At 67.3% G+C, this 22,104-nt stretch carries 22 protein-coding genes and 1 tRNA gene; 7 read left to right on the top strand and 16 right to left on the bottom strand.

The genetic code is table 11. The features are described 5' to 3' along the window. The first annotated feature begins 1 nt into the window (after nucleotide 1). The gene (locus tag AC1RN0_RS01465; protein ID WP_492785648.1) at nucleotides 2-1,186 is read left to right on the top strand and encodes a glycoside hydrolase family 130 protein; all 1,185 of its coding nucleotides are present in this window, start codon (nucleotides 2-4) and stop codon (nucleotides 1,184-1,186) included. 36 nt (nucleotides 1,187-1,222) lie between these two features. Here the strand turns inward: AC1RN0_RS01465 and AC1RN0_RS01460 are convergent, their stop codons facing one another. The 6 genes from AC1RN0_RS01460 to AC1RN0_RS01435 all read right to left on the bottom strand — a co-directional run bounded on the left by AC1RN0_RS01460 (nucleotide 1,223) and on the right by AC1RN0_RS01435 (nucleotide 8,548). Then, nucleotides 1,223-2,278 carry a 2-oxoacid:ferredoxin oxidoreductase subunit beta gene (locus AC1RN0_RS01460; protein WP_492785647.1) on the bottom strand — a complete coding sequence of 352 codons (1,056 nt, stop codon included), beginning with the start codon at nucleotides 2,276-2,278 and terminating at the stop codon, nucleotides 1,223-1,225. After that, nucleotides 2,275-4,113 carry a 2-oxoacid:acceptor oxidoreductase subunit alpha gene (locus tag AC1RN0_RS01455; protein ID WP_492785646.1) on the bottom strand — a complete coding sequence of 613 codons (1,839 nt, stop codon included), beginning with the start codon at nucleotides 4,111-4,113 and terminating at the stop codon, nucleotides 2,275-2,277. Before AC1RN0_RS01455 ends, AC1RN0_RS01460 begins: the two co-directional genes overlap by 4 nt. Further along, complete coding sequence (locus AC1RN0_RS01450; RefSeq protein ID WP_492785645.1) at nucleotides 4,110-5,894, bottom strand: FAD-dependent oxidoreductase; 1,785 nt, start codon at nucleotides 5,892-5,894, stop codon at nucleotides 4,110-4,112. Before AC1RN0_RS01450 ends, AC1RN0_RS01455 begins: the two co-directional genes overlap by 4 nt. Before the next feature lie 146 nt (nucleotides 5,895-6,040). Continuing rightward, nucleotides 6,041-6,367, bottom strand: a complete 327-nt coding sequence (locus AC1RN0_RS01445) for a hypothetical protein (RefSeq protein WP_492785644.1) — start codon at nucleotides 6,365-6,367, stop codon at nucleotides 6,041-6,043. A 13-nt stretch (nucleotides 6,368-6,380) separates the two neighbouring features. After that, a complete protein-coding gene (locus tag AC1RN0_RS01440; protein WP_492785643.1) occupies nucleotides 6,381-7,037 on the bottom strand; it encodes a peptidoglycan L,D-endopeptidase MepK in 657 nt (218 codons plus the stop codon). Further along, nucleotides 7,034-8,548, bottom strand: a complete 1,515-nt coding sequence (locus tag AC1RN0_RS01435; protein WP_492785642.1) for a L,D-transpeptidase family protein — start codon at nucleotides 8,546-8,548, stop codon at nucleotides 7,034-7,036. The genes AC1RN0_RS01440 and AC1RN0_RS01435 overlap by 4 nt, the downstream gene beginning before the upstream one ends. A gap of 410 nt (nucleotides 8,549-8,958) precedes the next feature. On the opposite strand from AC1RN0_RS01435, the gene AC1RN0_RS01430 reads away from it, so the two are divergent. From AC1RN0_RS01430 to AC1RN0_RS01415, 4 genes are all read left to right on the top strand, one after another. After that, nucleotides 8,959-9,342 carry a DUF983 domain-containing protein gene (locus tag AC1RN0_RS01430; protein ID WP_492785641.1) on the top strand — a complete coding sequence of 128 codons (384 nt, stop codon included), beginning with the start codon at nucleotides 8,959-8,961 and terminating at the stop codon, nucleotides 9,340-9,342. A gap of 66 nt (nucleotides 9,343-9,408) precedes the next feature. Next, a complete protein-coding gene (locus AC1RN0_RS01425) occupies nucleotides 9,409-9,564 on the top strand; it encodes a DUF3309 domain-containing protein (RefSeq protein WP_488899266.1) in 156 nt (51 codons plus the stop codon). A 213-nt stretch (nucleotides 9,565-9,777) separates the two neighbouring features. Then, nucleotides 9,778-11,109, top strand: a complete 1,332-nt coding sequence (locus tag AC1RN0_RS01420; protein ID WP_492785640.1) for an MFS transporter — start codon at nucleotides 9,778-9,780, stop codon at nucleotides 11,107-11,109. A 7-nt stretch (nucleotides 11,110-11,116) separates the two neighbouring features. Beyond that, nucleotides 11,117-11,854: a DUF599 domain-containing protein gene (locus tag AC1RN0_RS01415; protein WP_492785639.1), complete on the top strand. Its 738-nt coding sequence runs from the start codon at nucleotides 11,117-11,119 to the stop codon at nucleotides 11,852-11,854. A 15-nt stretch (nucleotides 11,855-11,869) separates the two neighbouring features. Here the strand turns inward: AC1RN0_RS01415 and AC1RN0_RS01410 are convergent, their stop codons facing one another. Next, nucleotides 11,870-12,211: an MmcQ/YjbR family DNA-binding protein gene (locus AC1RN0_RS01410; protein WP_492785638.1), complete on the bottom strand. Its 342-nt coding sequence runs from the start codon at nucleotides 12,209-12,211 to the stop codon at nucleotides 11,870-11,872. Continuing rightward, nucleotides 12,208-12,861, bottom strand: a complete 654-nt coding sequence (gene msrA / locus AC1RN0_RS01405; RefSeq protein WP_492785637.1) for a peptide-methionine (S)-S-oxide reductase MsrA — start codon at nucleotides 12,859-12,861, stop codon at nucleotides 12,208-12,210. The genes AC1RN0_RS01410 and msrA overlap by 4 nt, the downstream gene beginning before the upstream one ends. A 218-nt stretch (nucleotides 12,862-13,079) precedes the next feature. Here msrA and AC1RN0_RS01400 point away from each other — a divergent pair. Beyond that, nucleotides 13,080-13,169: transfer RNA gene (locus AC1RN0_RS01400), tRNA-Ser, on the top strand. Nucleotides 13,170-13,556: 387 nt separating this feature from the next. Here the strand turns inward: AC1RN0_RS01400 and AC1RN0_RS01395 are convergent. The 7 genes from AC1RN0_RS01395 to AC1RN0_RS01365 all read right to left on the bottom strand — a co-directional run bounded on the left by AC1RN0_RS01395 (nucleotide 13,557) and on the right by AC1RN0_RS01365 (nucleotide 20,069). Then, complete coding sequence (locus tag AC1RN0_RS01395) at nucleotides 13,557-15,218, bottom strand: recombinase family protein (protein ID WP_492785636.1); 1,662 nt, start codon at nucleotides 15,216-15,218, stop codon at nucleotides 13,557-13,559. Further along, nucleotides 15,215-15,634, bottom strand: a complete 420-nt coding sequence (locus AC1RN0_RS01390; RefSeq protein ID WP_492785635.1) for a DUF2924 domain-containing protein — start codon at nucleotides 15,632-15,634, stop codon at nucleotides 15,215-15,217. The genes AC1RN0_RS01395 and AC1RN0_RS01390 overlap by 4 nt, the downstream gene beginning before the upstream one ends. Continuing rightward, nucleotides 15,631-15,996, bottom strand: coding sequence for a DUF3489 domain-containing protein (locus tag AC1RN0_RS01385; protein ID WP_492785634.1), 366 nt, complete (start codon nucleotides 15,994-15,996; stop codon nucleotides 15,631-15,633). Before AC1RN0_RS01385 ends, AC1RN0_RS01390 begins: the two co-directional genes overlap by 4 nt. A 237-nt stretch (nucleotides 15,997-16,233) precedes the next feature. Next, nucleotides 16,234-17,652 carry a phage terminase large subunit gene (gene terL, locus AC1RN0_RS01380; RefSeq protein ID WP_492785633.1) on the bottom strand — a complete coding sequence of 473 codons (1,419 nt, stop codon included), beginning with the start codon at nucleotides 17,650-17,652 and terminating at the stop codon, nucleotides 16,234-16,236. After that, nucleotides 17,649-18,044, bottom strand: coding sequence for a DUF5681 domain-containing protein (locus AC1RN0_RS01375; protein WP_492785632.1), 396 nt, complete (start codon nucleotides 18,042-18,044; stop codon nucleotides 17,649-17,651). Before AC1RN0_RS01375 ends, terL begins: the two co-directional genes overlap by 4 nt. Next, nucleotides 18,034-19,365, bottom strand: a complete 1,332-nt coding sequence (locus AC1RN0_RS01370; RefSeq protein WP_492785631.1) for a site-specific DNA-methyltransferase — start codon at nucleotides 19,363-19,365, stop codon at nucleotides 18,034-18,036. The genes AC1RN0_RS01375 and AC1RN0_RS01370 overlap by 11 nt, the downstream gene beginning before the upstream one ends. Before the next feature lie 59 nt (nucleotides 19,366-19,424). Continuing rightward, entirely contained in the window at nucleotides 19,425-20,069 is a 645-nt protein-coding gene (locus AC1RN0_RS01365) for a hypothetical protein (RefSeq protein WP_492785630.1), read from the bottom strand. 251 nt (nucleotides 20,070-20,320) lie between these two features. Here AC1RN0_RS01365 and AC1RN0_RS01360 point away from each other — a divergent pair, with 251 nt between their 5' ends. Further along, the gene (locus AC1RN0_RS01360) at nucleotides 20,321-20,770 is read left to right on the top strand and encodes a DUF4429 domain-containing protein (RefSeq protein WP_492785629.1); all 450 of its coding nucleotides are present in this window, start codon (nucleotides 20,321-20,323) and stop codon (nucleotides 20,768-20,770) included. Nucleotides 20,771-20,911: 141 nt separating this feature from the next. On the opposite strand, the gene AC1RN0_RS01355 is transcribed toward AC1RN0_RS01360, so the two are convergent. Continuing rightward, a complete protein-coding gene (locus AC1RN0_RS01355; RefSeq protein WP_492785628.1) occupies nucleotides 20,912-21,385 on the bottom strand; it encodes a hypothetical protein in 474 nt (157 codons plus the stop codon). Between the last annotated feature and the right edge of the window lie 719 nt (nucleotides 21,386-22,104).

Genomic DNA, 22,104 nt, shown 5'->3' with positions numbered 1-22,104 from the left:
GGTGTCGCGGCCGCGCCGCATCGTCGACGCCGTGCTGGCGATGGACATGCGGACCTGCGAGGCCGAGCTGGCGCTGGTGAACCGCGACTTCGGCGACCGCCACTGGCAGACGCGCGGCGTCCACCTGGAGCGGTACGGACAGATCAAGGCGCTGCTCGGTCTCAAGTCGGGCATCAACGACACGCGGAAGGCGCTGATCGGGGCCTACTTCTGTCATGAATACAGCTACGCCAGCGCGGCGCTGACCAACCCCAGCATAACGCCGCATCCGGACCAGTCGGGCCTGGTCGGCGGCGCGGTGCGGATCGTGCTGTCGATGCGGGCGGTGGGCGAAGGCCACATCTCCTCTATCGCCTTTCGCGAAGGCATCCTCACGCCGGACGGGGACCTGCATCTGTTGGCCGAGCCCCGCGTCGCCATGGCCGCCCATGCCTGCGATCCGCCGCCGGAGGGCATTCCCGAGGGGCCGATCTGCGCCACCCGGTACGACGAGGCCTCGCTGTCCGGCACGGTGATCTTTCCCTTCACCCAGGCCCAGCGCAACGGCCTGGAAGACCTGCGCCTCGTGCGGTTCACCGACGAGAATGACGCGCCCGTCTGGTACGGCACCTACACCGCCTACAGCGGGACCGCGATCGCCTCGGAAATGCTGGTCACGCGCGACTTCCGCAGGTTCGAGCTGCTACCGATGCGCGGCTCGGCGGCGCGCAACAAGGGCATGGCCCTGTTTCCGCGCAAGGTCGGCGGCCAGTATGCGATGATCGGCCGGCAGGACGGCGAGAACATCTGGTTCCTGCGCTCGGACGACCTGCTCGACTGGAACGGCGGGGAGATGATCGTCTCGCCGCGGTTTCCCTGGGAGCTGGTCCAGATGGGCAACTGCGGCGCGCCGATCGAGATCGACGAGGGCTGGCTGCTGCTGACCCACGGGGTCGGGGCCATGCGCAAGTACGCCATCGGCGCGGTGCTGCTGGACAAGGAGCATCCGACGAAGGTGCTGGGCCGGATGACCACGCCGCTGATCTCGCCGTCGGACGAGAACCGCGAAGGCTATGTGCCGAACGTGGTCTACACCTGCGGCGCGCTGGCCATCGGCCGCCGGCTGATCATCCCCTACGGCGTCGCCGACAGCTCGATCGCCTTCTGCTCGGTGAGCCTCGACGAGCTGCTGGCGGAACTGGTCTAGAGCTTCCTCTCCCTCTTGGGAGAGGAAGAGCTTCGCCTACCGCAGCGCCGCGTTGATCTTGTCCAGCGCGGCCGAGCCCGGGGTCAGTTCGGCGCCCGACAGGGCGTTGAGCGGACGGCGCACGGTGTTGAGGGCGTCGTGCAGGTCTTCGGATTCCGGATCCACGTAGAGCAGGCCGGTGACGATCTCGCCGACGGCCTGACGCTCCTGCAGATAGGTCATCGCCTTGACCCGGTCGGTGGCGTCGTAGTCGTGGGCCACCTTGCGCAGCATCAGGGTCGAGCCGTCGTGCTGCGCCACCTCGACCAGCGAGCCGGGCTCGTAGGACGTCGTGATCGGCGCGCGGCCGAGCAGGACGTCGAGCTTGTTGACCGCCTCGTTGTGCTCGCGCACCCAGTCAAAGCTCTTAGTCGAGCCCTTGTGGTTGTTGAAGGCGATGCAGGGGCTCAGCACGTCGATGAAGGCCGCGCCCTTGTGCGTCAGGGCCGCCTTGATCAGCGGCACCAGCTGTTCCTTGTCGCCCGAGAAACTGCGGCCGACGAAGGTCGCGCCGAGTTGCAGGGCCAGGGCGACCAGGTCGATGCCGCTGTCGGAGTTGACCACGCCCTTCTTGGACTTGCTGCCCTTGTCGGCGGTGGCCGAGAACTGGCCCTTGGTCAGACCGTAGACGCCGTTGTTCTCGACGATGTAGGCCATGTTGACGCCGCGCCGCATGGCGTGGGCGAACTGGCCCAGACCGATCGAGGCGCTGTCGCCGTCGCCGGAGACGCCGAGGTAGATCAGCTCGCGGTTGGCCAGGTTGGCCCCCGTCAGCACCGACGGCATGCGGCCGTGCACGGTGTTGAAGCCGTGGCTGGCGCTGAGGAAGTAGTCCGGCGTCTTGGACGAGCAGCCGATGCCCGACAGCTTGGCCAGGCGGTGCGGCTCCAGGTCGATCTCGAAACAGGCCTGGACGATGGCGGCGCTGATCGAGTCGTGGCCGCAGCCGGCGCACAGGGTCGAGACCCGGCCCTCGTAGTCGCGGCGGGTGAAGCCCAGCTTGTTGGTCGTCAGGGACGGGTGATGGAACTGCGGCTTGACGATGTAGGTCATTGGGCCATCTCCCCGGCGGCGTTCACATCGACCGCGCCCATGCCTTTGGCCAGCTCGGCCTGGATGAAGCGCGCCGTGATCGGCGAGCCGTCGTAGTTGAGAACCTTCACCAGCCGCGCCGGATCGACGCCGCCCTCGTTGATCAGCAGCGCGCGCAGCTGGGCGTCGCGGTTCTGCTCGACCACGAACACCAGCTCGTGGCCGGCAATGAAGTCGAACACCTCGCCCGCGAACGGGAAGGCGCGCACGCGCAGGGCGTCGACCTGCAGGCCCCTGGCCTCGAGGCCGGCGAGGGCCTCGTCCATCGCCGGCGAGGTCGAGCCGTAATAGATCACGCCGTAGGAGGTCTGCTTGCCGGCCTTCTTGAGGATCGGGGCCGGCACGAGCGACTTGGCCGTCTCGAACTTGCGCAGCAGCCGTTCCATGTTGTCGACATAGACGGCGCCCTCTTCGCTGTAGCGGGCGTAGGGGTCGCGCGAGGTGCCGCGGGTGAAGTAGGCGCCCTTCGACGGATGGGTCGCCGGCAGGGTGCGCCAGGGAATGCCGTCGCCGTCGACGTCCTTGTAGCGGCCGAAGTCGGCGCCCGCCTCGAGCATGTCGGCGGTCATCACCTTGCCGTGGTCGAGGACCTTGCTGTCGTCCCACTTGAAGGGGTCGATCAGCCACTCGTTCATGCCCATGTCGAGGTCGAGCATGACGAAGATCATCGTCTGCAGCCGGTCGGCGAGGTCGAAGGCCTGGGCCCCGAACTCGAAGCATTCGTTCGGGCCTTCCGGCAGCAGCAGCACATGCTTGGTGTCGCCGTGGCTGGCGTAGGCGGCCGAGAGGATGTCCGATTGCTGGGTGCGCGTCGGCATGCCCGTCGAGGGACCACCGCGCTGCACGTCGAAGATCACCGCGGGGATCTCGGCGAAGTAGCTGAGACCGATGAACTCCTGCATCAGCGAGACGCCGGGGCCGGAGGTGCAGGTGAAGGCCCGCGAGCCGTTCCAGCCGGCGCCGACGACGATGCCGATCGAGGCGATCTCGTCCTCGGCCTGGACGATGGCGTAGCGCGCCTCTCCGGTCTCGGGATCGTGGCGCAGCTTCTTGCAGTAGTCGGTGAAGCCTTCGGCCACCGAGGTCGAGGGCGTGATCGGATACCAGGCGCAGACCGTGGCCCCGCCGTAGACAGCGCCCAGCGCCGCGGCCGTGTTGCCGTCGACGAAGATGCGGTCGCCCACGGCGTCGGCGCGCTTCAGCTGCAGGCCGAGCGGCTTGAGATTGGCCTTGGCATGGTTGAAGCCGATGCTCATGGCCTCGATGTTGGCCGGGATCAGGGCCGGCTTGGAGGCGTACTCCTCGGCCAGCAGCGTCTCGACCACCTCCGGCTCGATGCCGAGCAGATAGGTCAGGGCGCCCAGATAGATGATGTTCTTCAGCACCTTGCGCTTGGACGGCTCGACATAGGCCGCGTTGCACAGGGCGGTCAGCGGGATGCCGACGACGGTGATGTCGTCACGGAACTTGCTGGCCGGCATCGGCTTGGTCGAGTCGTAGAACAGGTAGCCGCCGCTATCGATCTCGGCGATGTCGCGGTCCCAAGTCTGCGGGTTCATGGCGACCATCAGGTCGACGCCGCCGCGGCGGCCGAGCCAGCCGTTGCCGCTGACGCGGATCTCGTACCAGGTCGGCAGCCCCTGGATGTTCGAGGGGAAGATGTTGCGGGCCGCCACGGCCACGCCCATGCGCAGGATCGCCTTGACGAACAGGCCGTTGGCCGAGGCCGAGCCCGACCCGTTGACGTTGGCGAACTTGACCACGAAGTCGTTCGTGGCCTGGATCTGACGGGTCATTTCGAGCACCCCCCGCCGGCGTGGGTCATTTCGATGACGAACTTCTGCATGTCCCAGGCGCCCGTCGGACAGCGCTCGGCGCAGAGGCCGCAGTGGAGGCAGACGTCCTCGTCCTTCACCAGCACCCGGCCGGTCGGCAGGGTTCCGGAGACGTAGAGGTCCTGCGTCAGGTTGAGGGCCGGCGCCTTGAGGCGCGGCCGCAGCTCGTCCTCATCGCCGTTGACCGTGAAGGTGATGCAGTCGGTCGGGCAGATGTCGACGCAGGCGTCGCACTCGATGCACAGCGGCGCGGCGAACACCGTCTGGACGTCGCAGTTGAGGCAGCGCTGGGTCTCGGCCCAGGAGCGGGGATCGTCGAAGCCCAGCTCGACCTCGGCCTTCACGTCGGCCAGGGCCTGGGCGATCGGCAGCAGCGGCACCTTCTGACGGTCCTCGGGGGAGACGTCGTTGTCGTAGCTCCACTCGTGAATGCCCATCTTCTGCGAGGAGACGAGCACGCCGGGCGGCGGCCGCAGGCGCAGGTCCGTCCCGCGGCAGTAGTGGTCGATCGAGATCGCCGCGTCGTGGCCGTGGGCCACGGCCCAGATGATGTTCTTGGGTCCGAACGCCGCGTCGCCGCCGAAGAAGACGTTGGGCAGGCTGGACTGGAAGGTCGTCTCGTCGACGACCGGCATGCCCCACTCGTCGAAGGCCAGGCCGATGTCGCGCTCGATCCAGGGGAAGCTGTTCTCCTGGCCGATGGCCACCAGGACGTCGTCGCATTCGAAGTGCTGGTCGGGTTCGCCGGTCGGCTTCAGGGACCGGCGGCCCTTCTCGTCGAACACCGGGGCGACCTTTTCGAAGGTCACGCCCGTCAGCTTGCCGCCCTCGTGGGTGAAGGCCTTGGGGACGAGGAAGTTGTGGATCGGGATGCCCTCGTGCTGGGCGTCTTCCTTCTCCCACGGCGAGGCCTTCATCTCCTCGTAGCCGGAGCGGACGATGACCTTCACATCCTCGCCGCCGAGGCGGCGCGAGGTGCGGCAGCAGTCCATGGCGGTGTTGCCGCCGCCGAGCACGATGACGCGCTTGCCGATCTGGTCGATGTGGCCGAACGAGACGCTCGACAGCCAGTCGATGCCGATATGGATGTTGGCGGCGGCTTCCTGCCGGCCGGGCACATCCAGGTCGCGGCCGCGCGGGGCGCCGGTGCCGACGAAGATGGCGTCGTAATCTTCCTTGAGCAGGGCGGCCAGGCTCTCGACTCGCTCGCCCAGGCGCATCTCCAGACCGAGGTCGGTGATGAAGCCCATCTCCTCGTCGATGACGCTTTCGGGGAGGCGGAAGCGGGGGATCTGGCTGCGGATCATGCCGCCGGCCTTGGCGTCGGCATCATAGACCGTGACGCTGTAGCCCAGCGGGGCCAGGTCGCGGGCGACTGTCATGGCCGCCGGGCCGGCGCCCACGCAGGCGACCTTCTTGCCGATCTTCTGCGTGGGCGGGGTCGGCATGCGCGCAACGACATCGCCCTTGTTGTCGGCGGCGACGCGCTTGAGCCGGCAGATGGCCACCGGCTCCTCGTCCACGCGGCCACGCCGGCAGGCGGGTTCGCAGGGGCGGTCACAGGTCCGTCCGAGAATTCCCGGAAAGACGTTGGACTTCCAGTTGACCATGTAGGCGTCGGCGTGACGGCCCTGTGCGATCAGTCGGATGTACTCTGGCACAGGCGTATGGGCCGGACAGGCCCACTGACAATCGACGACCTTGTGGAAGTATTCCGGCGCCTCGGTGTTCGTAGGCTCCAACGCGTAGAACTCCTCTCCCCCGCTCCCGTGTCTGAGTGAGAAAGGCCGTCCCGCTACAGTGGGACCGCTCCGCCCTACGCCCGCACAAGATGCTCGAACATTTGTTTTAACGCGCGTCGTGCGGCCTATCCAGCCCGCCGCGACGATTATTCGCCGGCGGGCGTCGGACCGCGGGATGTGGCGCCCGAGGCGGCCGCGTCGTCAGCCATCTGATCGTCCGTCGCCGGATCAAGCCCGGCGTCGTGCGGCGCGGGGACCACGGCGGCCTTCGGCGCGGGCGCGGCCGGAGCCGGCAGCGCCGCCGCGTCGGCCGGCGAGGCCGCCGTCGAGGCCGCGTCATCGGCGATCGTGCGCGTGTCGCCCCCGTCGCCCGAACCGGCGTTGAGGAACAGCAGCGCGCCGAGCGTCAGGGCGACGCCGAGCAGCAAGCCCACCAGCAGCCAGAACCAGCCGCCTCCGGATTTCTGAGCCATGATCCTATTCCCCCTACGTGCCCTGCCAGGTCCTGACCGGGCCGATATCAACATGAACAAACGCGGAGTCGGCATAGTAGCCGACGCCCCCGCCCTGCAAGGCCAGCGCGGCGTCGCGGAAGCCGGTCAACGACACGTCGTTGAGGCGCACATCCATCGCCTTGCCTTCCATGTGCAGGCTCTTCTTCGCCACCTGGGTCGCGCCGTTGGTCGCCGCGCTCTGATCGCTGAGCATCTGGTTGGTTTCGGGCGACCTGAAGGCGGAAATGATGCGGTAGGGCTCCTTCGAGCCGGTCAGCGACTGCAGCGTGAACAGAATGTCGAGCAGCCGCACGTCGATCGGATGCACCTCGAGCGAGCGGAAGTCGCGCAGCAGCAGGTTGATGGCGCCCAGCGCGTCCCAGACATAGCGACCGTTGTCCCAGTAGACCGCCTCGAGGTCCTGGCCCGTGTGCAGGTGGTGGAATTTCAGGTGGCGCGGGCCCGGCGGCGGCGGGGTCAGCGGGATCGGCGACAGCAGAAAGTCCGGCGGCACATCCTCGGGATCGTCTCGCGGACCGGCCGCCGGCGCATCGGCCGGCGGGGGCGCGTCCTGGGAACGGGCGATCGTTGCGGCGCTGCTCGCGACTCCGGCCAGACCGGCTGTCAGGAACGCGCGCCGCCTGATCAAGCCCCGCGCCCCTGGGCCGCGATGCGCTGGATCAGCAGGGTGTCCCAGCCGTACGGATCCTGGCGGAAGTTCACCTGGCCGTCCGGCGTGACGTAGGCGGTCCAGTAGAGCAGGAACACCGCGACGGGACGGGCGACCGGCGCGCGGGTAGTCTTGCCGCCGGCGATGGTCGCGTCGATCACCTCGGGCGTCCAGACCGGGTCGCCTTCCATGATCGCCCGGGCCAGGGCCAGCGGCTTTTCGAGCCGCACGCAGCCGTGGCTGGCCGTGCGGGTGTAGCGCGCGAATCCGCCCTTGCTGGGGGTGTCGTGCAGATAGACCGCGTAGGGGTTGGGGAAGTCGAACTTGATCAGGCCCAGCGCGCTGCGCGGTCCCGGCGCCTGCTGCAGACCGCCGCCCGGCAGGATGCGGAACCCGGCGCTGGCCAGATAGGCCCGCCCCTTGGGCAGCAGCTCCTTGGCCGCGATGCCGGCGGGCACGTTCCACGGCGGATTGAGCACGATGCTGTCGATCGTCGAGGTCAGCAGCGGCGTCTCGCCGCCGTTCGGCCGGCCGGTCACCGCCCGCATCGACAGGGTCGGCTGGTCGTTCTTGAACAGCGTCAGGACGCCGGCGGCCACGTTCACCTGGACCCGGTCGGCCGGCAGGGTGCGGGGCAGCCAGCGCCAGCGCTCCATGTTGGCGACGATCTGGTCGATGCGCCGCTCGACAGGGATGTTGAGCGCCGCGCGGGTGGCCGCGCCGACCACGCCGGACGGCTCGAGGCCCATGCGCTTCTGCGCGCGCCTGACCGCGTCAGCCAGGGCTTCGTCATAGAGCGGCAGGCCCGGCGCGACGACCGGGGCCGGCGGCGGGGCGCCGGTGGCCGAGCCCGCGGCGGGCGCCGGCGCGACCGGCTGGGTCCGGGCGACCTGCGCCGGGACCGAAGGATCCTCGATGGCCAGACGGGCGCGCACCGCCTCGACGGCGGGACCGGTCGAGCCGACCTTCAGGTCCGGCCCGTCGGGCAGGCTTTGCCAGCCGCCGCGTTCGCGAAGCGTGCGATAGGTGACCAGGCCCTTCTGCAGGTTCTCGTAGCCCGGGAAATCAGGCGGCAGGCTCTTGAGCCAGGCGTCGACCTGGTTGTCGTAGACCGCGCGGGCCAGACCGGCGCGCGCGTCGAACGGCTGCGGCCGCAGGCCCCAGTCGTCGCGGAAACCCGACAGGGCCAGGCGGCCGGTGCGTACGGCGCGGGCGTAACGGAGGGTGGCGTCGATCAGGGCGGCGTCGCCCGGACCGGCCGGGGCGAACTCGCCCGGCGCGAAGCCATGGCGGTCGGCGTCGGCCAGCGCCTGGCGCAGCAGGTCGGCCTGGGCCGGCGTCAGAACAATCGGCGCGCCCGGCGACAGGGCCGGGGCGGGCCGCGCCAGCGGCGCAGGCGGCGTCGACTGGGCCATCGCCGGCGACAGCGCGCCCGCGATAAAGGCCCCGACCAGACAAGCCGTGGCGACCTTGCGCGTCAGATGCGGCATTGAATCCGTACGCCCTCTAAATCCCAGCTCCTGAACCCTAGCAGAGCATTTGACCGATCGCGCACCGTTGTCACCCCTGACACGAAAAGAGATCGCGGGTGTTGCCGTCGCGCCTGTCTCGCGGGCCACGCCCTGCCCGTTTTGCGGGCCGCGGACACGATCCGGCGCGGGGACAGGCGGCGTCCCGGGAGCGGCGGCGGCCGGCGAGCGGGCCGGCTTCGAGGAACTGGAACCCAACAGACTCAAGATGTTTCGATCCTTGTGCGGCCCATTGTAACCCGGCCCCGGCGGAGGGGGAGACGTCTCCCCCTCCCTGGTGACAACGCCGTCCCGGCTGTCCTGTTGCCCGGCATGTTTGTCGCGGAATTATCCGTCCCGCGTGTCTCGCTTTCCGGGGCGCGATGGCCCATATGAACGTCATGACCGACATCGCCCCGACGCGCCCGTTCATGACCGGCCTCCTGCGGGGGCTGCGCCACCGCTGTCCCAACTGCGGCGAGGGCAAGCTTTACCGCGGCTATCTCAAGATCGCCCCGGCCTGCGACGCCTGCGGCCACGACCTCGGCGCCTATCGCGCCGACGACGGCCCGGCCTATTTCACCATCCTGCTGGTCGGCCACCTGGTCGTCGCCCCGATGTTCTTCTTCCCCTTCATGTGGGAGTCCTCGCCCTGGCTGATCGTGCCGGCGGCCCTGGGCGGACTGACGGCCCTGATCCTGCTGCTGCTGCCGCGCATCAAGGGGGCCTTCGTCGGCGCGCTCTGGGCGATCCGCCCGGCTCCGGCGCACGGCTAGACCGGAACCCCGGCCCGCCCCCGGGGATTGTGCTCCTGAAACACACCGCTGTTCAGGAGAGCTCCCATGCTCGGCACCATTCTCATCGTCGTTCTCATTCTGGCCGTCATCGGCTCGCTGCCGACCTGGGGCCACTCGCGCTCCTGGGGCTATCTCCCCAGCGGCGGCCTCGGCCTGGTGCTGGTGATCCTGATCATTCTCTACCTGATGGGCCGCCTCTGATCCCCTTCCCTCCCCTTCATGGGGAGGGATGATCGCGCCGCGATCAGGGTGCGGGACCAGGACGCCCTACCGGAAGCATCGGAGTGGCGGAGGACTCCCTCACCCGTCCGGGCTTCGCCCGTCCACCCTCCCCGTGAAACCGAGGGAGAATTGCTTCCCCTGATCCCAAGGGCCGCCTAACCTTCCCGACCACAAAAGGTCGGGGGGAACGGCATGGCGGTGACGGAAACAGGCGTTCTGGGCGAGATCCCGGAAGGACCACGCCCGCCGATGACGACCGGCCAGCGGCTGAAGGCGATCCTCGGCGGCTCGGCCGGCAATCTGGTCGAGTGGTACGACTGGTCGACCTACATCTTCTTCACCGTCTATTTCGCCAGCCACTTCTTCCCCGAAGGCGACCAGACCGCGCAGCTGTTCAAGGCCGCCGCGGTCTCGGCCGTCGGCTTCCTGGCGCGGCCGCTCGGCGCCTGGCTGATGGGCGCCTACGCCGACCGGGCCGGGCGGCGCGCGGCCCTGACCCTGTCGGTCGCCATGATGTGCCTGGGCAGCCTGATCATCGCGCTGTGCCCCACCTACACGCAGGTCGGCGCCCTCGCGCCGGCGATCCTGCTGGCCGCGCGCATCCTGCAGGGCCTGTCGGTCGGCGGCGAGTACGGCGCCAGCGCCACCTACCTGTCCGAGGTCGCCGGGGCGAAGCGGCGCGGCTTCTGGTCCAGTTTCCAGTACGTGACCCTGATCGCCGGCTCGCTGTCGGCCCAGGGCATGGTCGTGCTGCTGCAGACCGTCCTGCCCGAGGCCGACCTCAAGGCCTGGGGCTGGCGCATTCCGTTCGTCATCGGCGCCGTGCTGGCCGTGGTGGTGTTCTGGATCCGCAGCGGCATCCACGAGAGCCGCGGCTTCGAGAACGCGAAGTCGGAGGGCGAGAACCGCGGCCGGACCATGCTGCTGTTCGTCAAACACCCGCGCGAGACCGTGATGGTCATGGGCCTGACCGCCGGCGGTTCGCTCGCCTACTATGTCTACACCAGCTACATGCAGAAGTTCCTGATCAACACCTCGGGCTTCTCCAAGGCCGTCGCCAGCGAGATCATGCTGGGGGCGCTGTTCTGCTTCATGCTGATGCAGCCGCTGTTCGGCCTGCTGTCGGACCGCATCGGGCGCAAGCCGCTGCTGCTGTTCGCCTTCGGCGGCGGGATGCTGGCCACCTGGCCGCTGATGACCGCGATCGCCGGAACCACCAGCGTCTGGACCGCCTTCGGCCTGATCATGGTCGCCCTGACCTTCCAGTCCGGCTACAGCGCCATCTCCGGCCTGTTCAAGGCCGAGATGTTCCCGACCCACATCCGGGCGCTGGGCGTCGCCCTGCCCTACGCCATCGCCAACTCGGTGTTCGGCGGCTCGGCGGAATCGGTGGCCCTGGGCTTCAAGGCGGCCGGGCACGAGAGCCGGTTCTACCTCTATGTCAGCGTGATCCTCGCCGTCGGCCTTCTGACGGTCATGCTGATGCCCGATACCCGCAAGACCAGCCTGATCAAGGACGACTGACCCCGCCATGCCCGCCGCCGACTTCGCCGCCCTGGTCTTCTTCGTCCTGTGCTGGCTGTTCTACGAGCCGCTGCTGAAGACGGTCTCGCGCGGCGGGGTGCTCAACAGCGACATGACGGTGATCCGCGGCGCCTGGATGGGCCAGATGGCGCGGCGCGAGAGCCGTTTCATGGACGGCCAGCTGCTCGGCCACGCGCTGAACTCGGCCAGCTTCTTCGCCTCGTCCAACCTGCTGCTGATCGCCGCGGCGGCGGGCGTGCTGTTCGGCGGCGAGGGCTCGTTCGCCAAGGTCTCCAGCCTGCAGCTGATCCAGACCTCGACGCGAATGCTGTTCGAACTGCAGATGGCGGTGATCGTGCTGGTGCTGGCCCGGGGCCTGCTGGCCTTCATCTGGTCGATCCGCCAGATGAACTACTGCCTGACCATCTTCGGCGCGACGCCCGAGGACCAGAACGCCGATCCGGCCCTGCGCGACGCCTTCGCCGAGGCGGGCGGCGCGGTGCTCAACCCGGCCCTGTCGGCGTTCAACGCCGGGGTGCGCGGCTACTATTTCGCGCTGGCGGCGGCGGCCTGGATGTTCGGCCCGATCTCGCTGACCATCGCCACGGTGGGCGCCATCAGCCTGCTGGTCTGGCGCCAGAGCCGCTCGCCGGCCGCCCGGGCCATCCGCAGGCTGCGGGCGGTGCTGGAGGCGCGGTCAGACCAGCCCCAGGCCGCGCCACATCGCGGTACGGGGACAGGTTAACCTGTCCCCTGCCCGTTAGATGCCGAGCTCAAGGCGCAACCTGCGGGTCAGCTTCGCCGCGACCAGGCCGTGGGCCGATCGCAGCCAGCCCGTCACCTCGGCCTCGTCCTGCGTCGACAGGTCAGCGAACCAGACCCACTTCGCCCGCGCCAGATAGGGCGCCGGCTTGCCGGGACCGGTCCCGGTCAGCACCTCGAAGGCGATGTCGCTGGCCTTGAAGCTGAAGCTGCCGCCCGACGGCGACAGCACGGCGAACATCTTCCCGCCGACCTTGAACACCTGGTCGTCGCCCCACTGGACGTCCATCGTCACGCCCGGAAGCGCGTGGCAGGCCGCCGCGAAGGCCTGGGGCGTCACGCCCCGACGCCGACGCCGATCGGGCAGGTGACGCCCGTGCCGCCGATGCCGCAGTAGCCGTTCGGGTTCTTGGCCAGGTACTGCTGGTGATAGTCCTCGGCGTAGTAGAACGGGCCGGCCGGCGCGATCTCGGTGGTGATCGGGCCCATGCGCACCCGCGCCAGCGCCTGCTCGTAGGCAGCCTTCGAGGCGGCGGCGATGGCGGTCTGGGCGTCGTTCAGCGGATAGATCCCCGAGCGGTACTGGGTGCCGATGTCGTTGCCCTGGCGCATACCCTGGGTCGGGTCATGGTTCTCCCAGAAGGCCTTCAGCAGGGCCTCGTAGGTCACGACCTTCGGGTCATAGACCACCAGCACCGCCTCGGTGTGGCCCGTGCGGCCGCTGCAGACTTCCTCGTAGGTCGGGTTGGGCGTCGCGCCGGCGACATAGCCGACGGCCGTGCTCCAGACGCCCGGGATCTGCCAGAAGATCCGTTCCACGCCCCAGAAGCAGCCCATGGCGAACACCGCCTGCTCGTAGCCCTCCGGCCAGGGCCCCTTGAGCGGATGGCCGTTGACGAAGTGGACCTCGGCCGTCGGCAGGGGTGCGGCCCGGCCCGGCAGGGCCTCGGCGGCGGTGGGGATTTCCAGAGTCTTGCGGGCGAACAGCATGGCGTCCCTCGATGCGGCGGTCGCATGGATATAGGCGTCGCGGCGCGAGATTCCACCGTTCCGCCGACAATCGCCGCCGCGCCCTCCGACGCGGCCGGCAAACTCATTTCACCCGGGGCCGCCGAAGCGCCAGTGCGCGCTTGCCTGCGAGGGGGTGTTGAGTATATTCCGCGCCTTCCTGCGCCGGGGGCTTTGACCAGCCCCTGACCTGTGGTGCTGGTGAGGTGGCCGAGTGGTCTATGGCGCACGCTTGGAAAGCGTGTGTAGGTTAACGCCTACCGTGGGTTCGAATCCCACTCTCACCGCCATCGACCCCGGTCGTCTGTCTCGCGCCGATACCCTTCGCGCTAAGCCCCGGTAATCCCCCGTCTAATCCCATCCTTCCCGCCGTTGCGCGCCCGTTCTGGCGGCCTCAACGCGGCGGTTTCCCGCCTTCGCGCCGGCCCGTCTCCGACGGTCCGCGATCTAGTGCAGTTTCCCGTGATCAGGGAAATCTACAGGGTAATTCGGCCGAATTTGCGATGGCAGGGTTCATCTGCCGCCCGCTTTCTTCCAGATTCCCCAGTCAGCACGGGGACTTAGCCCTGCCCCAAACGCAAATTCCCTGCTCGCCTGGAGCAGGGAATTAATTCAACCCGAGCAGGGAATTCTCACTCACCAGCAGGGAATTTCCCTGCTCGCGATTTAGGGCCTAATCAGAACTCGAACTTCGCCTTCTGATCGGCCCAGGCCAGGGGCAGGGGCCCGCGCAGGAGATATTCCAGCTTCAGCCCTGCCGGCTGCCTTCCCGCCACGATCGCCGCCTGGATCTGCGGCGAGAGGAACGCCAGCGACGCTAGTCGCCGCTGATAGGCGCCGGCGGGAGAGCCGGCCGCGCGGCCTTCCACGGGCCGACCATCGGGCCGGATCCCCGCCTCGGCGATGATGCCATGAGCCTTGGAGAGGCCGCCGAGCAGCACGGCATCGACCCGCGATAGTGACGCCGGCGCCTGGCCGTCGGGCAGCGCCAGCCAGCTGCGCCCGCCCCGGGTCTTGAGCCGAACCGGCAGAATGACCCGGATCAGGGAAGCATCGGCGGCTTCGATGGCCAGCCGCTCGCCGGGTGCCAGCCGGCGAGTGAGGGCCTCGGCATCGGCCGCGGCCTCCCGATCGCTGGTGAACAGCGCGCGACGCTTCATCACGAGATGGACGCTCTCGGCATGCAGCTCGACGCGCGCCAGGTAGCGACCGATGTCGGCCTTGGGCGCCGGCCCCCGCACGAGGCGGCTGATGGCGTCTGCCACCAGATCATCAGCACTCTGACCCGGCACACGCCTCAGCGTGTCGTCGTCCTGGACCGCGCCGCCCTTCTGCAGCGGCGAGGAGACGTAGTAGCGATAGGCCCTGCCCGCGCGGCCGTAGGAGAACGTCGGGCTCATCGGCCGGCCTTCGGCGTCGAAGATCAGCCCCTTAAGCGCAGCGTGACCGGCTTTGGACTTGCGCTCACGAGGCGCGCTGGCCCGGGCGGCGAGCAGGGCCTGGACCGCATCGAACGTGGCCGGTTCGATGATCGATGGATGGGCGTCCGGGTGGCTCACATCCTTGTGGGTGATCTCACCGAGATAGACCCTGTTCTTGAGCAGATGGAACAGTGCGCCCCGACTGAACCGCAGCCCGCCCATGGCCCGCCCGCGGGTGGAGGTCCAAGCCTTGGAGCGGATCTGCTGGTCATGGAGCCAGCGCTCGAGCAGGTTGACCGATCCCAGCTCCAGGTACCGGGCGAAGATCAGCCGCACCGTGTCGGCCTCGCCCTGATTGATGACCAGCGAGCGGGTCGCAAGGTCGGTCGGGGTGTCGTAGCCGAGCGGCAAGTGGCCACCCATCCACATGCCCTTGGCCTTGGAGGCTGCGATCTTGTCGCGGATGCGCTCGCCGGTGACCTCACGCTCGAACTGGGCGAACGACAGGAGCACGTTGAGGGTCAGCCGCCCCATGCTGGTGGTGGTGTTAAACGCCTGCGTCACCGAGACGAACGAGGCTCCACTGGCATCAAGGACATCCACGATTTTGGCGAAGTCGTTCAGCGAACGCGTTAGCCGGTCGATCTTGTAGACGACCACCGTATCGACCTTGCCGGCGCCGATGTCCGCCAGCAGACGTTTGAGCGCGGGCCGCTCCATGGTCCCGCCGGAGAAGCCCCCGTCATCGTACTGCTGCGCCAACGGGATCCAGCCTTCGCCGGCCTGGCTCAACACATAGGCCTCGCAGGCCTCGCGCTGGGCGTGGAGGCTGTTGAACGCCTGGTCCAGGCCCTCCTCGCTGCTCTTGCGGGTGTAGATGGCGCAGCGGACGGCCTTGATTGTGGGGCGCGGGCTCATGGTCCCTCCTCCCGGTCCAGCCCGAAGAACCGCCGGCCGCTCCATTTCACGCCGGTGATCACCCCGGCGACCTTCGAGAGACTCCTGTAGGTCTCGCCGCGATAGCGGAACCCCTCGCCGCAGGCCTCGACCTCGTGAGTGACGCCCTGCCACTCCCTGGCCAGCTTCGACCCGACCGGAACGTCGGTGCGATTGCTGCCGAGACCTGTGCCCCGGCGCAGGCGGCGCGAGAGGTCGGCGTCCAGTCCCCCCAGCGCCTCGCTCTGGACCCGCCAGGCCAGCATCCGGGCCAGCAGATCCGCCGAGCGAAGCCGTGGCGGCGGGCCGTACCGCCGCCGCCACTCCTCCCTCAGAGGCTCGAGGCCCAGGCCCTCCAGGGCCCGGACCTCAGCTGTGATGCGCGCCTCCAGGCTCACGCCGGCGCTCCCTCACTGATGCGGTAGATGCGCACGCCATCGACCTTGTCGGAGGCGATGGTCAGGCCCATCGCCTTCTTCAGCGAGCCGGACATGGCCCCGCGCACAGAGTGAACCTGCCAGCCGGTGGCGGCCGTCATCGCCTCCAGCGTCGCACCTTCAGGCTGGCTGAGTAGCTCGACCAGGGTGGCGAGCTTGCCTTTGGGTTTGTCCTTGGGGGCCGGCGCCTCCGCATTTGCGGGCTTGGCGGGCTTGGCTGGTTTGACAGGCTTGGCCGCCTTCACCGGCGTCTTCGCTTCGCCGGTCTTGCGCGCCTTCGAAGCGGCCTTGGCCGGAGTCGCCTTCTTGTCGGTCTGGGTCATGGGATCCTCGTCTGGTTGACGGGGCCGCGACCTTCGCGGCCCCTACCAGCACGAGCCCGGACCGGAGCCGGGCGCGTCGAGGACAGTCAGACCAACGCTCTGTTCAGAGGCGTAGTCCAGTCAGTTCAAATCGCTCCCGGAAAACGGCGAGAGACGTCCCACCCCACGCTATGCCCAGCCTGAGCATGTTCCGGAACGAAGCCGGTACGCCCCCGGAACATCGAGCCAAGAGCGGTCCTAACGGGCAAGCTTCGCCCAGATCTCCAGCATGTCCGGGACCCGCATGTGGTCGAGGGCCTGGGTCGTGGAGTCGACCTGGTCGTCCTTGCGCGACCCCGGGAAGCTGAGGAGCTCGGTCAGATAGTCCGACAGCCAAGGCGCCTGGGTCGGCAGATAGACCAGCCCGTTCTCGAACAGGGGCGTCTGCGCGTGCAGGCGCATGATCTTGTCCATGCCCGGCGGCGGCTTGTAGGCCGTGACGCCCCAGAGGCGCTCCTCCTGCAGGGTCTGGATCAGCTGGGTGCCCGAGGCCTTGTCCTCAATCAGGATCGAACATCCCGGCCAGGCCCGCGCATGCGACCGAACCCGCCGCTCCAGCTCGGGGAAGTTCAGACGCTCGCGGATCACATCGAGCAGATAGAACCGCCGCTCAAACAGTCCCCAGGTGGTGCAGACGCTGAAGTCCGCCAGCTCGTTGGCCTTGTTGGCCGTATCCCAGCTCTGGACGATGCGGGTGAACTTCGGCGGCAGATCCGAGGGCTCGTAGTAGCGGATCCAGTCCGCCTTCACGAGCATGCCTTCCACCGGGGTCGGGCTCTGCTGATACTGGCTTTGGAAGTTGTAGTCGGAGATCGAGTTGCGGATCGTCGCCAGGGTGGAGAGGCTCTCCCGGGCGCAATGCAACGGTTCCCCGCGCCGACGGACGAACGGCGCTTCCTCCAGTAGGCCGCCGATCTCGTGGCGTTCGTCTTCCTCGGCGATAGCCGGGAACCGCAGCACCTCCCACGGCCCCTGCTCCAGCACGTGGCCGACCAGATCGTCCTGATGCAGGCGCTGCATGATCAGGATGATCGAGCCGGTCTCCTTGTTGTTGAGGCGGCTCAGCAGGGTGTTGTCGAACCAGTCGTTGACCGCCGTGCGCCTGGGCTCCGACAGGGCCTCGTCGGGTTTGAGGGGGTCGTCGATGATGATCACGTCGGCGCCGCGGCCGGTGAGCACCCCACCCACCGAGGTCGACATCCGCCCACCCTTGGCCGTGGTGGTGAAGTCATGGACGGCCTGTCGGTCAGCCAGCCGTGCGGCGAACACCTGCTGATACCAGGCGGACTGCATGAGCGTGCGGCAGTCCCGCGCCAGCTTGTCGGAGAGATCCTGGCCGTAGCTGGCGCAGATGATCTGCAGGCTGGGATCGAGGCCCAGCCACCAGGCCGGCAGGGCGATCGAGGCGCAGTGTGATTTAAGGTGGCGGGGCGGGAGGTTGATGATCAGCCGCTTGATCTCGCCGCGCCGCACCGCCTCCAGCTTGCTGGCCATCACCGACACATGGCCGCTGTGCAGGTAGGGCGTCTGCGGATTCAGTTCGTAGAAGGCGCGCTCGATGAAGCTGGTCAGGTCCTGCCGCAGAAGCTGACCGAACAGGGAGGGGTCGAGGGTCATCCCTGATCCTCCCCGGAAGGCGTGCTGCGAAGGCGCTGCAGCGCTGTCAGCAGGACCTTCTGATCCTCATCGGCCAACACCGGCGCCGTGACCTGTCCGCCGTCCGGCTCGGCCTCGCCGTGCCTGCCCTGGGCCAGGAACGGCATGGCCTTGGGGTCACCGGCGACGGCCTTGTTGACCAACTGTTTTGCCACCGCCTCGCGCTTGGTGATCGACCGGCGGCGGCCGTTCTCGGTGATAGTCAGAGGCTGGTCGAGCTCTCGCTCGATCAGCTGGGCGAGGTTCCTTGAGCCCTTCGCCCGTCCCTGCGGATTGCCGGAGCGCCCCCTCTGGAATCGCGTCGCCACCGGCGGCTTGCCGTAGCCGACCTCGTAGTCCCCCTTACGCGACATCGGCCGCCTCCGGCGTGCGGGCGGTGAACGTCTCACCGCTGGCCTCGTGGATGGCGTCCTCGCCGGTGATCAACTGCCAGCGCCGGATGGCCAGGTCGACGTAGAGAGGATCGATCTCCAGGCCGTAGCAGACCCGCCCCACCCGCGCGGCCGCCAGCAGGGTCGAGCCGCTGCCCAGGAACAGGTCCAGCACGATGTCGCGCCGCGCCGACGCATCGAGGATCGCGTCGGCCACCAGGGCGACGGGTTTGACGGTTGGATGGAGGGCGGCAAGCGGGCCTTCGCTGCCACTGCGGTTGAAGGTGTTGGCGCCTGGGTATTCCCAGACGTTGGTCCTGTTGCGGCCGTGACGGCCCAGCTCGACGTTGTTGCGGGATGGCCCCTCGCCGGCCCTGAACACGAACACCAGTTCATGGCGGCTACGATAGAGCGAGCCCATGCCGCCGTTGTCCTTCACCCAGACGCAGACGTTCTTCAGATCGGCATAGATCGGCTCGGCGGCAGCCAGAAGCTCGCCGGCGTGCCGCCAGTCCATGCAGACGTAGTGCAGCGCGCCATCGCAGCTGTGCTCGGTGGCTCCGGCCAGGCTACGGGACAGGAACACCGTGAACTGGGCCGCCGACATCTCGCCAACCGCCATGGCGAACTCACGGTGGCGGACCTTGCCTTTGCCCGAGACGTGGCCATCGATTTTCACATTGTAGGGCGGGTCGGTGAACACCATCGCCGCCTTCTGGCCTCCCATCAGTTCAACCAGCGAGGCCGGCTCCAGGGCGCTGGCGCAGAGGATGCGGTGTTCCCCCAGGCGCCACAGGTCGCCCGGCGCCGCCACCGCTGGCCCCGACGAGGCCGGGGTCAGGTTGTCCGCCGGGTCGGGCCCCTGCCCCTGGTCATCCAGTCCCTCGATCCGCAGGTCGATCTCGCCCATCGAGAACCCGGTCGCTTCGATGCTGAAGTCCAGGTCCTGTTCGGAGAGCTCCTTCAGCACTTCACCGAGCAGCCGGTCGTTCCACGACGAGGTGTCGGTCAGCCGGTTGTCCGCGATCGCGAACGCTCTGGCCTGCGCAGCGGTCAGGTGGCCCAGCCGGATGACCGGGACCTCGTCATGGCCAAGGAGCTGGCAGGCCGCCAGGCGACCGTGGCCGGCGACCACCAGACCGTCAGCGTTGATCAGGATCGGAACGTTGTAGCCGAAGCTCTCGATGCTGCGGGCGATCTGCTTGATCTGCGCTTTGGAATGCTGGCGGGCGTTGCGGGGATCAGGCTGGATCGAGGCGATGGCCGCCCACTCGACGGCCAGGGTGTTGGGTTTTGAAGACAAGGCGGTACCTCCGAAGACCGGCGGGCGCCGGCGCTCGGAGGCTGCAACGTGGAGTCACGCTAGCCAGGCTGTTGTGACCGGGTCTGCGGCTTTCTGGCCTTGCTGACCCGGTTGCCAAACGTTCGGAGGGTCATCTGGGCGGTGTCCATGCGGTCCCCATTGGGAATGTATTGGACGCAAGCCCGCTTGGGGTCTTTGGCGTTGAGCTCCTTGGGCTCAAGGCCCAGCTCCTCCAAGGCGGACTGGAAGTGCGGCCAAAGCTCCTTGGCGGTCAGGTCCTGATGTTCGGGGTTATTGGCAAGGCGGCTGATCACTTCGCTCATGCGTGAGCCGTCGGCGAGTTTGCCGCGGGGCTTGGCGGCACGTTCAGCCTGGCCAACATGGGTCCTGTGGCCCAAGGCACGGAATGGCTCTTCGATTACCTCGGCGACGAGCCTGCAGCCGGCTTCAAGATTGTCCCGGCTGATTTCCAGCTCGGCGTTCACGACATTCAGAAATGCGTGGGCTCGAGCGAGACTGGAGTACTCCTGCCTGAAGTCCCTAGCGTAGGTGAAAGGCCAGATCTGAAACGGCAGGCTGGTGTCGAGATTTCTGAATTGAATGGAGGCGATCTCTCTGTCCGTCCACCCCTGCTCGTAGAGCCTGTGGATGATGATTTGTTCGGGACTGGGGGGAGATGCGTCGACGTTCGGGGATACAGGCATGGCCACATCTCGCTAAGAACGAAATGGGAACAATGTCGCACGGGATTGCATAACGAGCAATTGGGAAGCTGTCTGGAATTTCTCAGGCAGGACGGGCAGAAGGTCGCCAGTGCGCCAGGAGCAGACGCTGGCAAAGTTATGACAAGGTGTCGTTCAATCAGAACTGTGAGCGGACCCGACACCTTGAAGCTGACCACAAGTTGCACTTGAGGCCGGCGCGAGCGAAGCTGCCCTGCATCCTAGGGGGCACCATGATTCACGCGAAGGGCCACAATGGCCAGGTCAGTTTTGACGGCAACAACGTCACGATCAGTCGCAAGGGTGTTCTTGGGTTCCTGACCCAAGGACTGAAGGGCGACAAGGTGATCAAAGCTACCGCGATTACGTCGATCCAGTTCAAGAAGGTCGGCATGATCACAAGTGGATACATCCAATTCTCTCTGATGGGCGGAGGTGAAGCCAAGGGCGGGGTCTTTGACGCCACCCAGGACGAGAACTCAGTGATGTTTGTCAAAAAGCAGGAGAGCGATTTCGAGCGTATCCGGGACGCAGTCCAAGCGGTGCTAAATGCACCGGCGCAGAGTGCGGTTGCTCAGACGTCGGTCGTAGATCAGCTCGAAAAGTTAGCTCGACTTCACGAACGCGGCGTTCTCACCGACATTGAGTTTCAAGTGCAGAAGAGCAAGCTTCTCGCTAGCTAAAGGCCGCGATGATTCGCGTTAGTGCGAGTTCGGGGCTCGATCTTCTCGAAATCCCGATGAAGCACTTCGCGCGATTTGCGCCATAAGGAGACATCCAGATCAGCGTCGAGAACGGACCTTCGACGCGACTATCGGAACCCCCTAGCTACCCCAGAGATCCTCGACTGTAAGGGCGATACCCACCAATGAGTCCGCGTCCTCCTCGGTTTGGACTACATCGACGAACGAGGTCGCCTTCAGGTGCGTGAACGCACTCGGGTCGTCAGGAACGAGCGCCGGAAAATCGAGTGAGATCGCAAGCGTGCCGGAACGAGCCTGCATCTCCCCCCACAGCCAAGCGAATGCTCCTTCGCTGAGTTGGAGATTGATCGTCAGTACTTGCTCGTTGAAGTGAGGATGTTCCGCTCTGTCCTCGCCTTCCCACCGAAAGATGCGGAGTTGTCCACGCACATCCGGAACGTCCTGAGCGAACCCGTAGGAGTCGATGATCCCTATGATGTTGATGGGAACAGCAAAGTTTGCCTCGATTGTCCGCGCAGACCAATCTTGTGGATTCTGACCGAGTGCAAACGGCGCGCTTCTGATCACCTCAGAGGCCTTCACGTTGAGGCTCATGCGCGAGCGAACCAGTAGTCGCCCTTGGCTGGACGGCCCCGGCGGCTCTCTGTGAAAGGCTGTTGGGGGCTTAGTCACCGACGCGCGCGCTGGTCGAACAAGGCCTGCTCAGCTGCTCCCACGTGCTTTCGCAGCAGGTCTGCGTATCGATCTAAATGTCGCCGCTCGAGTGCGTCGATTACCCAGGGCAATGGTGGCCAATTTCGCTCCCAAGGGTCATTGGGTCCGGTGTATGCACCCCCACCTGGACCTTTGTACAGGAAGCCACCGGGCCCGGAATACATTCCTCCGCCTGGTCCCGTGTAAGCGCCGCCGCCGGGGCCCGTATAGAGCCCCCCGCCGGGACCACTGTACAATCCTCCGCCTGGCCCCGTGTAGAGACCGCCACCAGGGCCTGAGTAAAGGCCGCCGCCTGGCCCGGAGTAGGCTCCGCCACCGGGACCGGTGTAAAGACCGCCCCCCGGACCGCTATAAAGGCCGCCTCCGGGGCCGGAGTATCTGCTGCGAGGCCAGGACATTTTGGCTCCAAGTCAGCGTCCGGTAGACCCATGCCCACAGGCTGCGCTGGTTGAATTGCACTACTGCCGGGTCGACGTCCACCATCGCCATCAACGCTCCATCCGCTCCGCGCCAGGAGCGGACATTCAGTAGCGGTCGGAAAGCCGACCTTTAGACAGCTAGCGGCGGCACGTCCGCTTTGGGTCGGTAGCGGACGTTCG

The organism is Caulobacter sp. GW821-FHT12F03, assembly GCF_058806855.1.
This window is presented reverse-complemented; position numbering and strand designations above follow the sequence as displayed.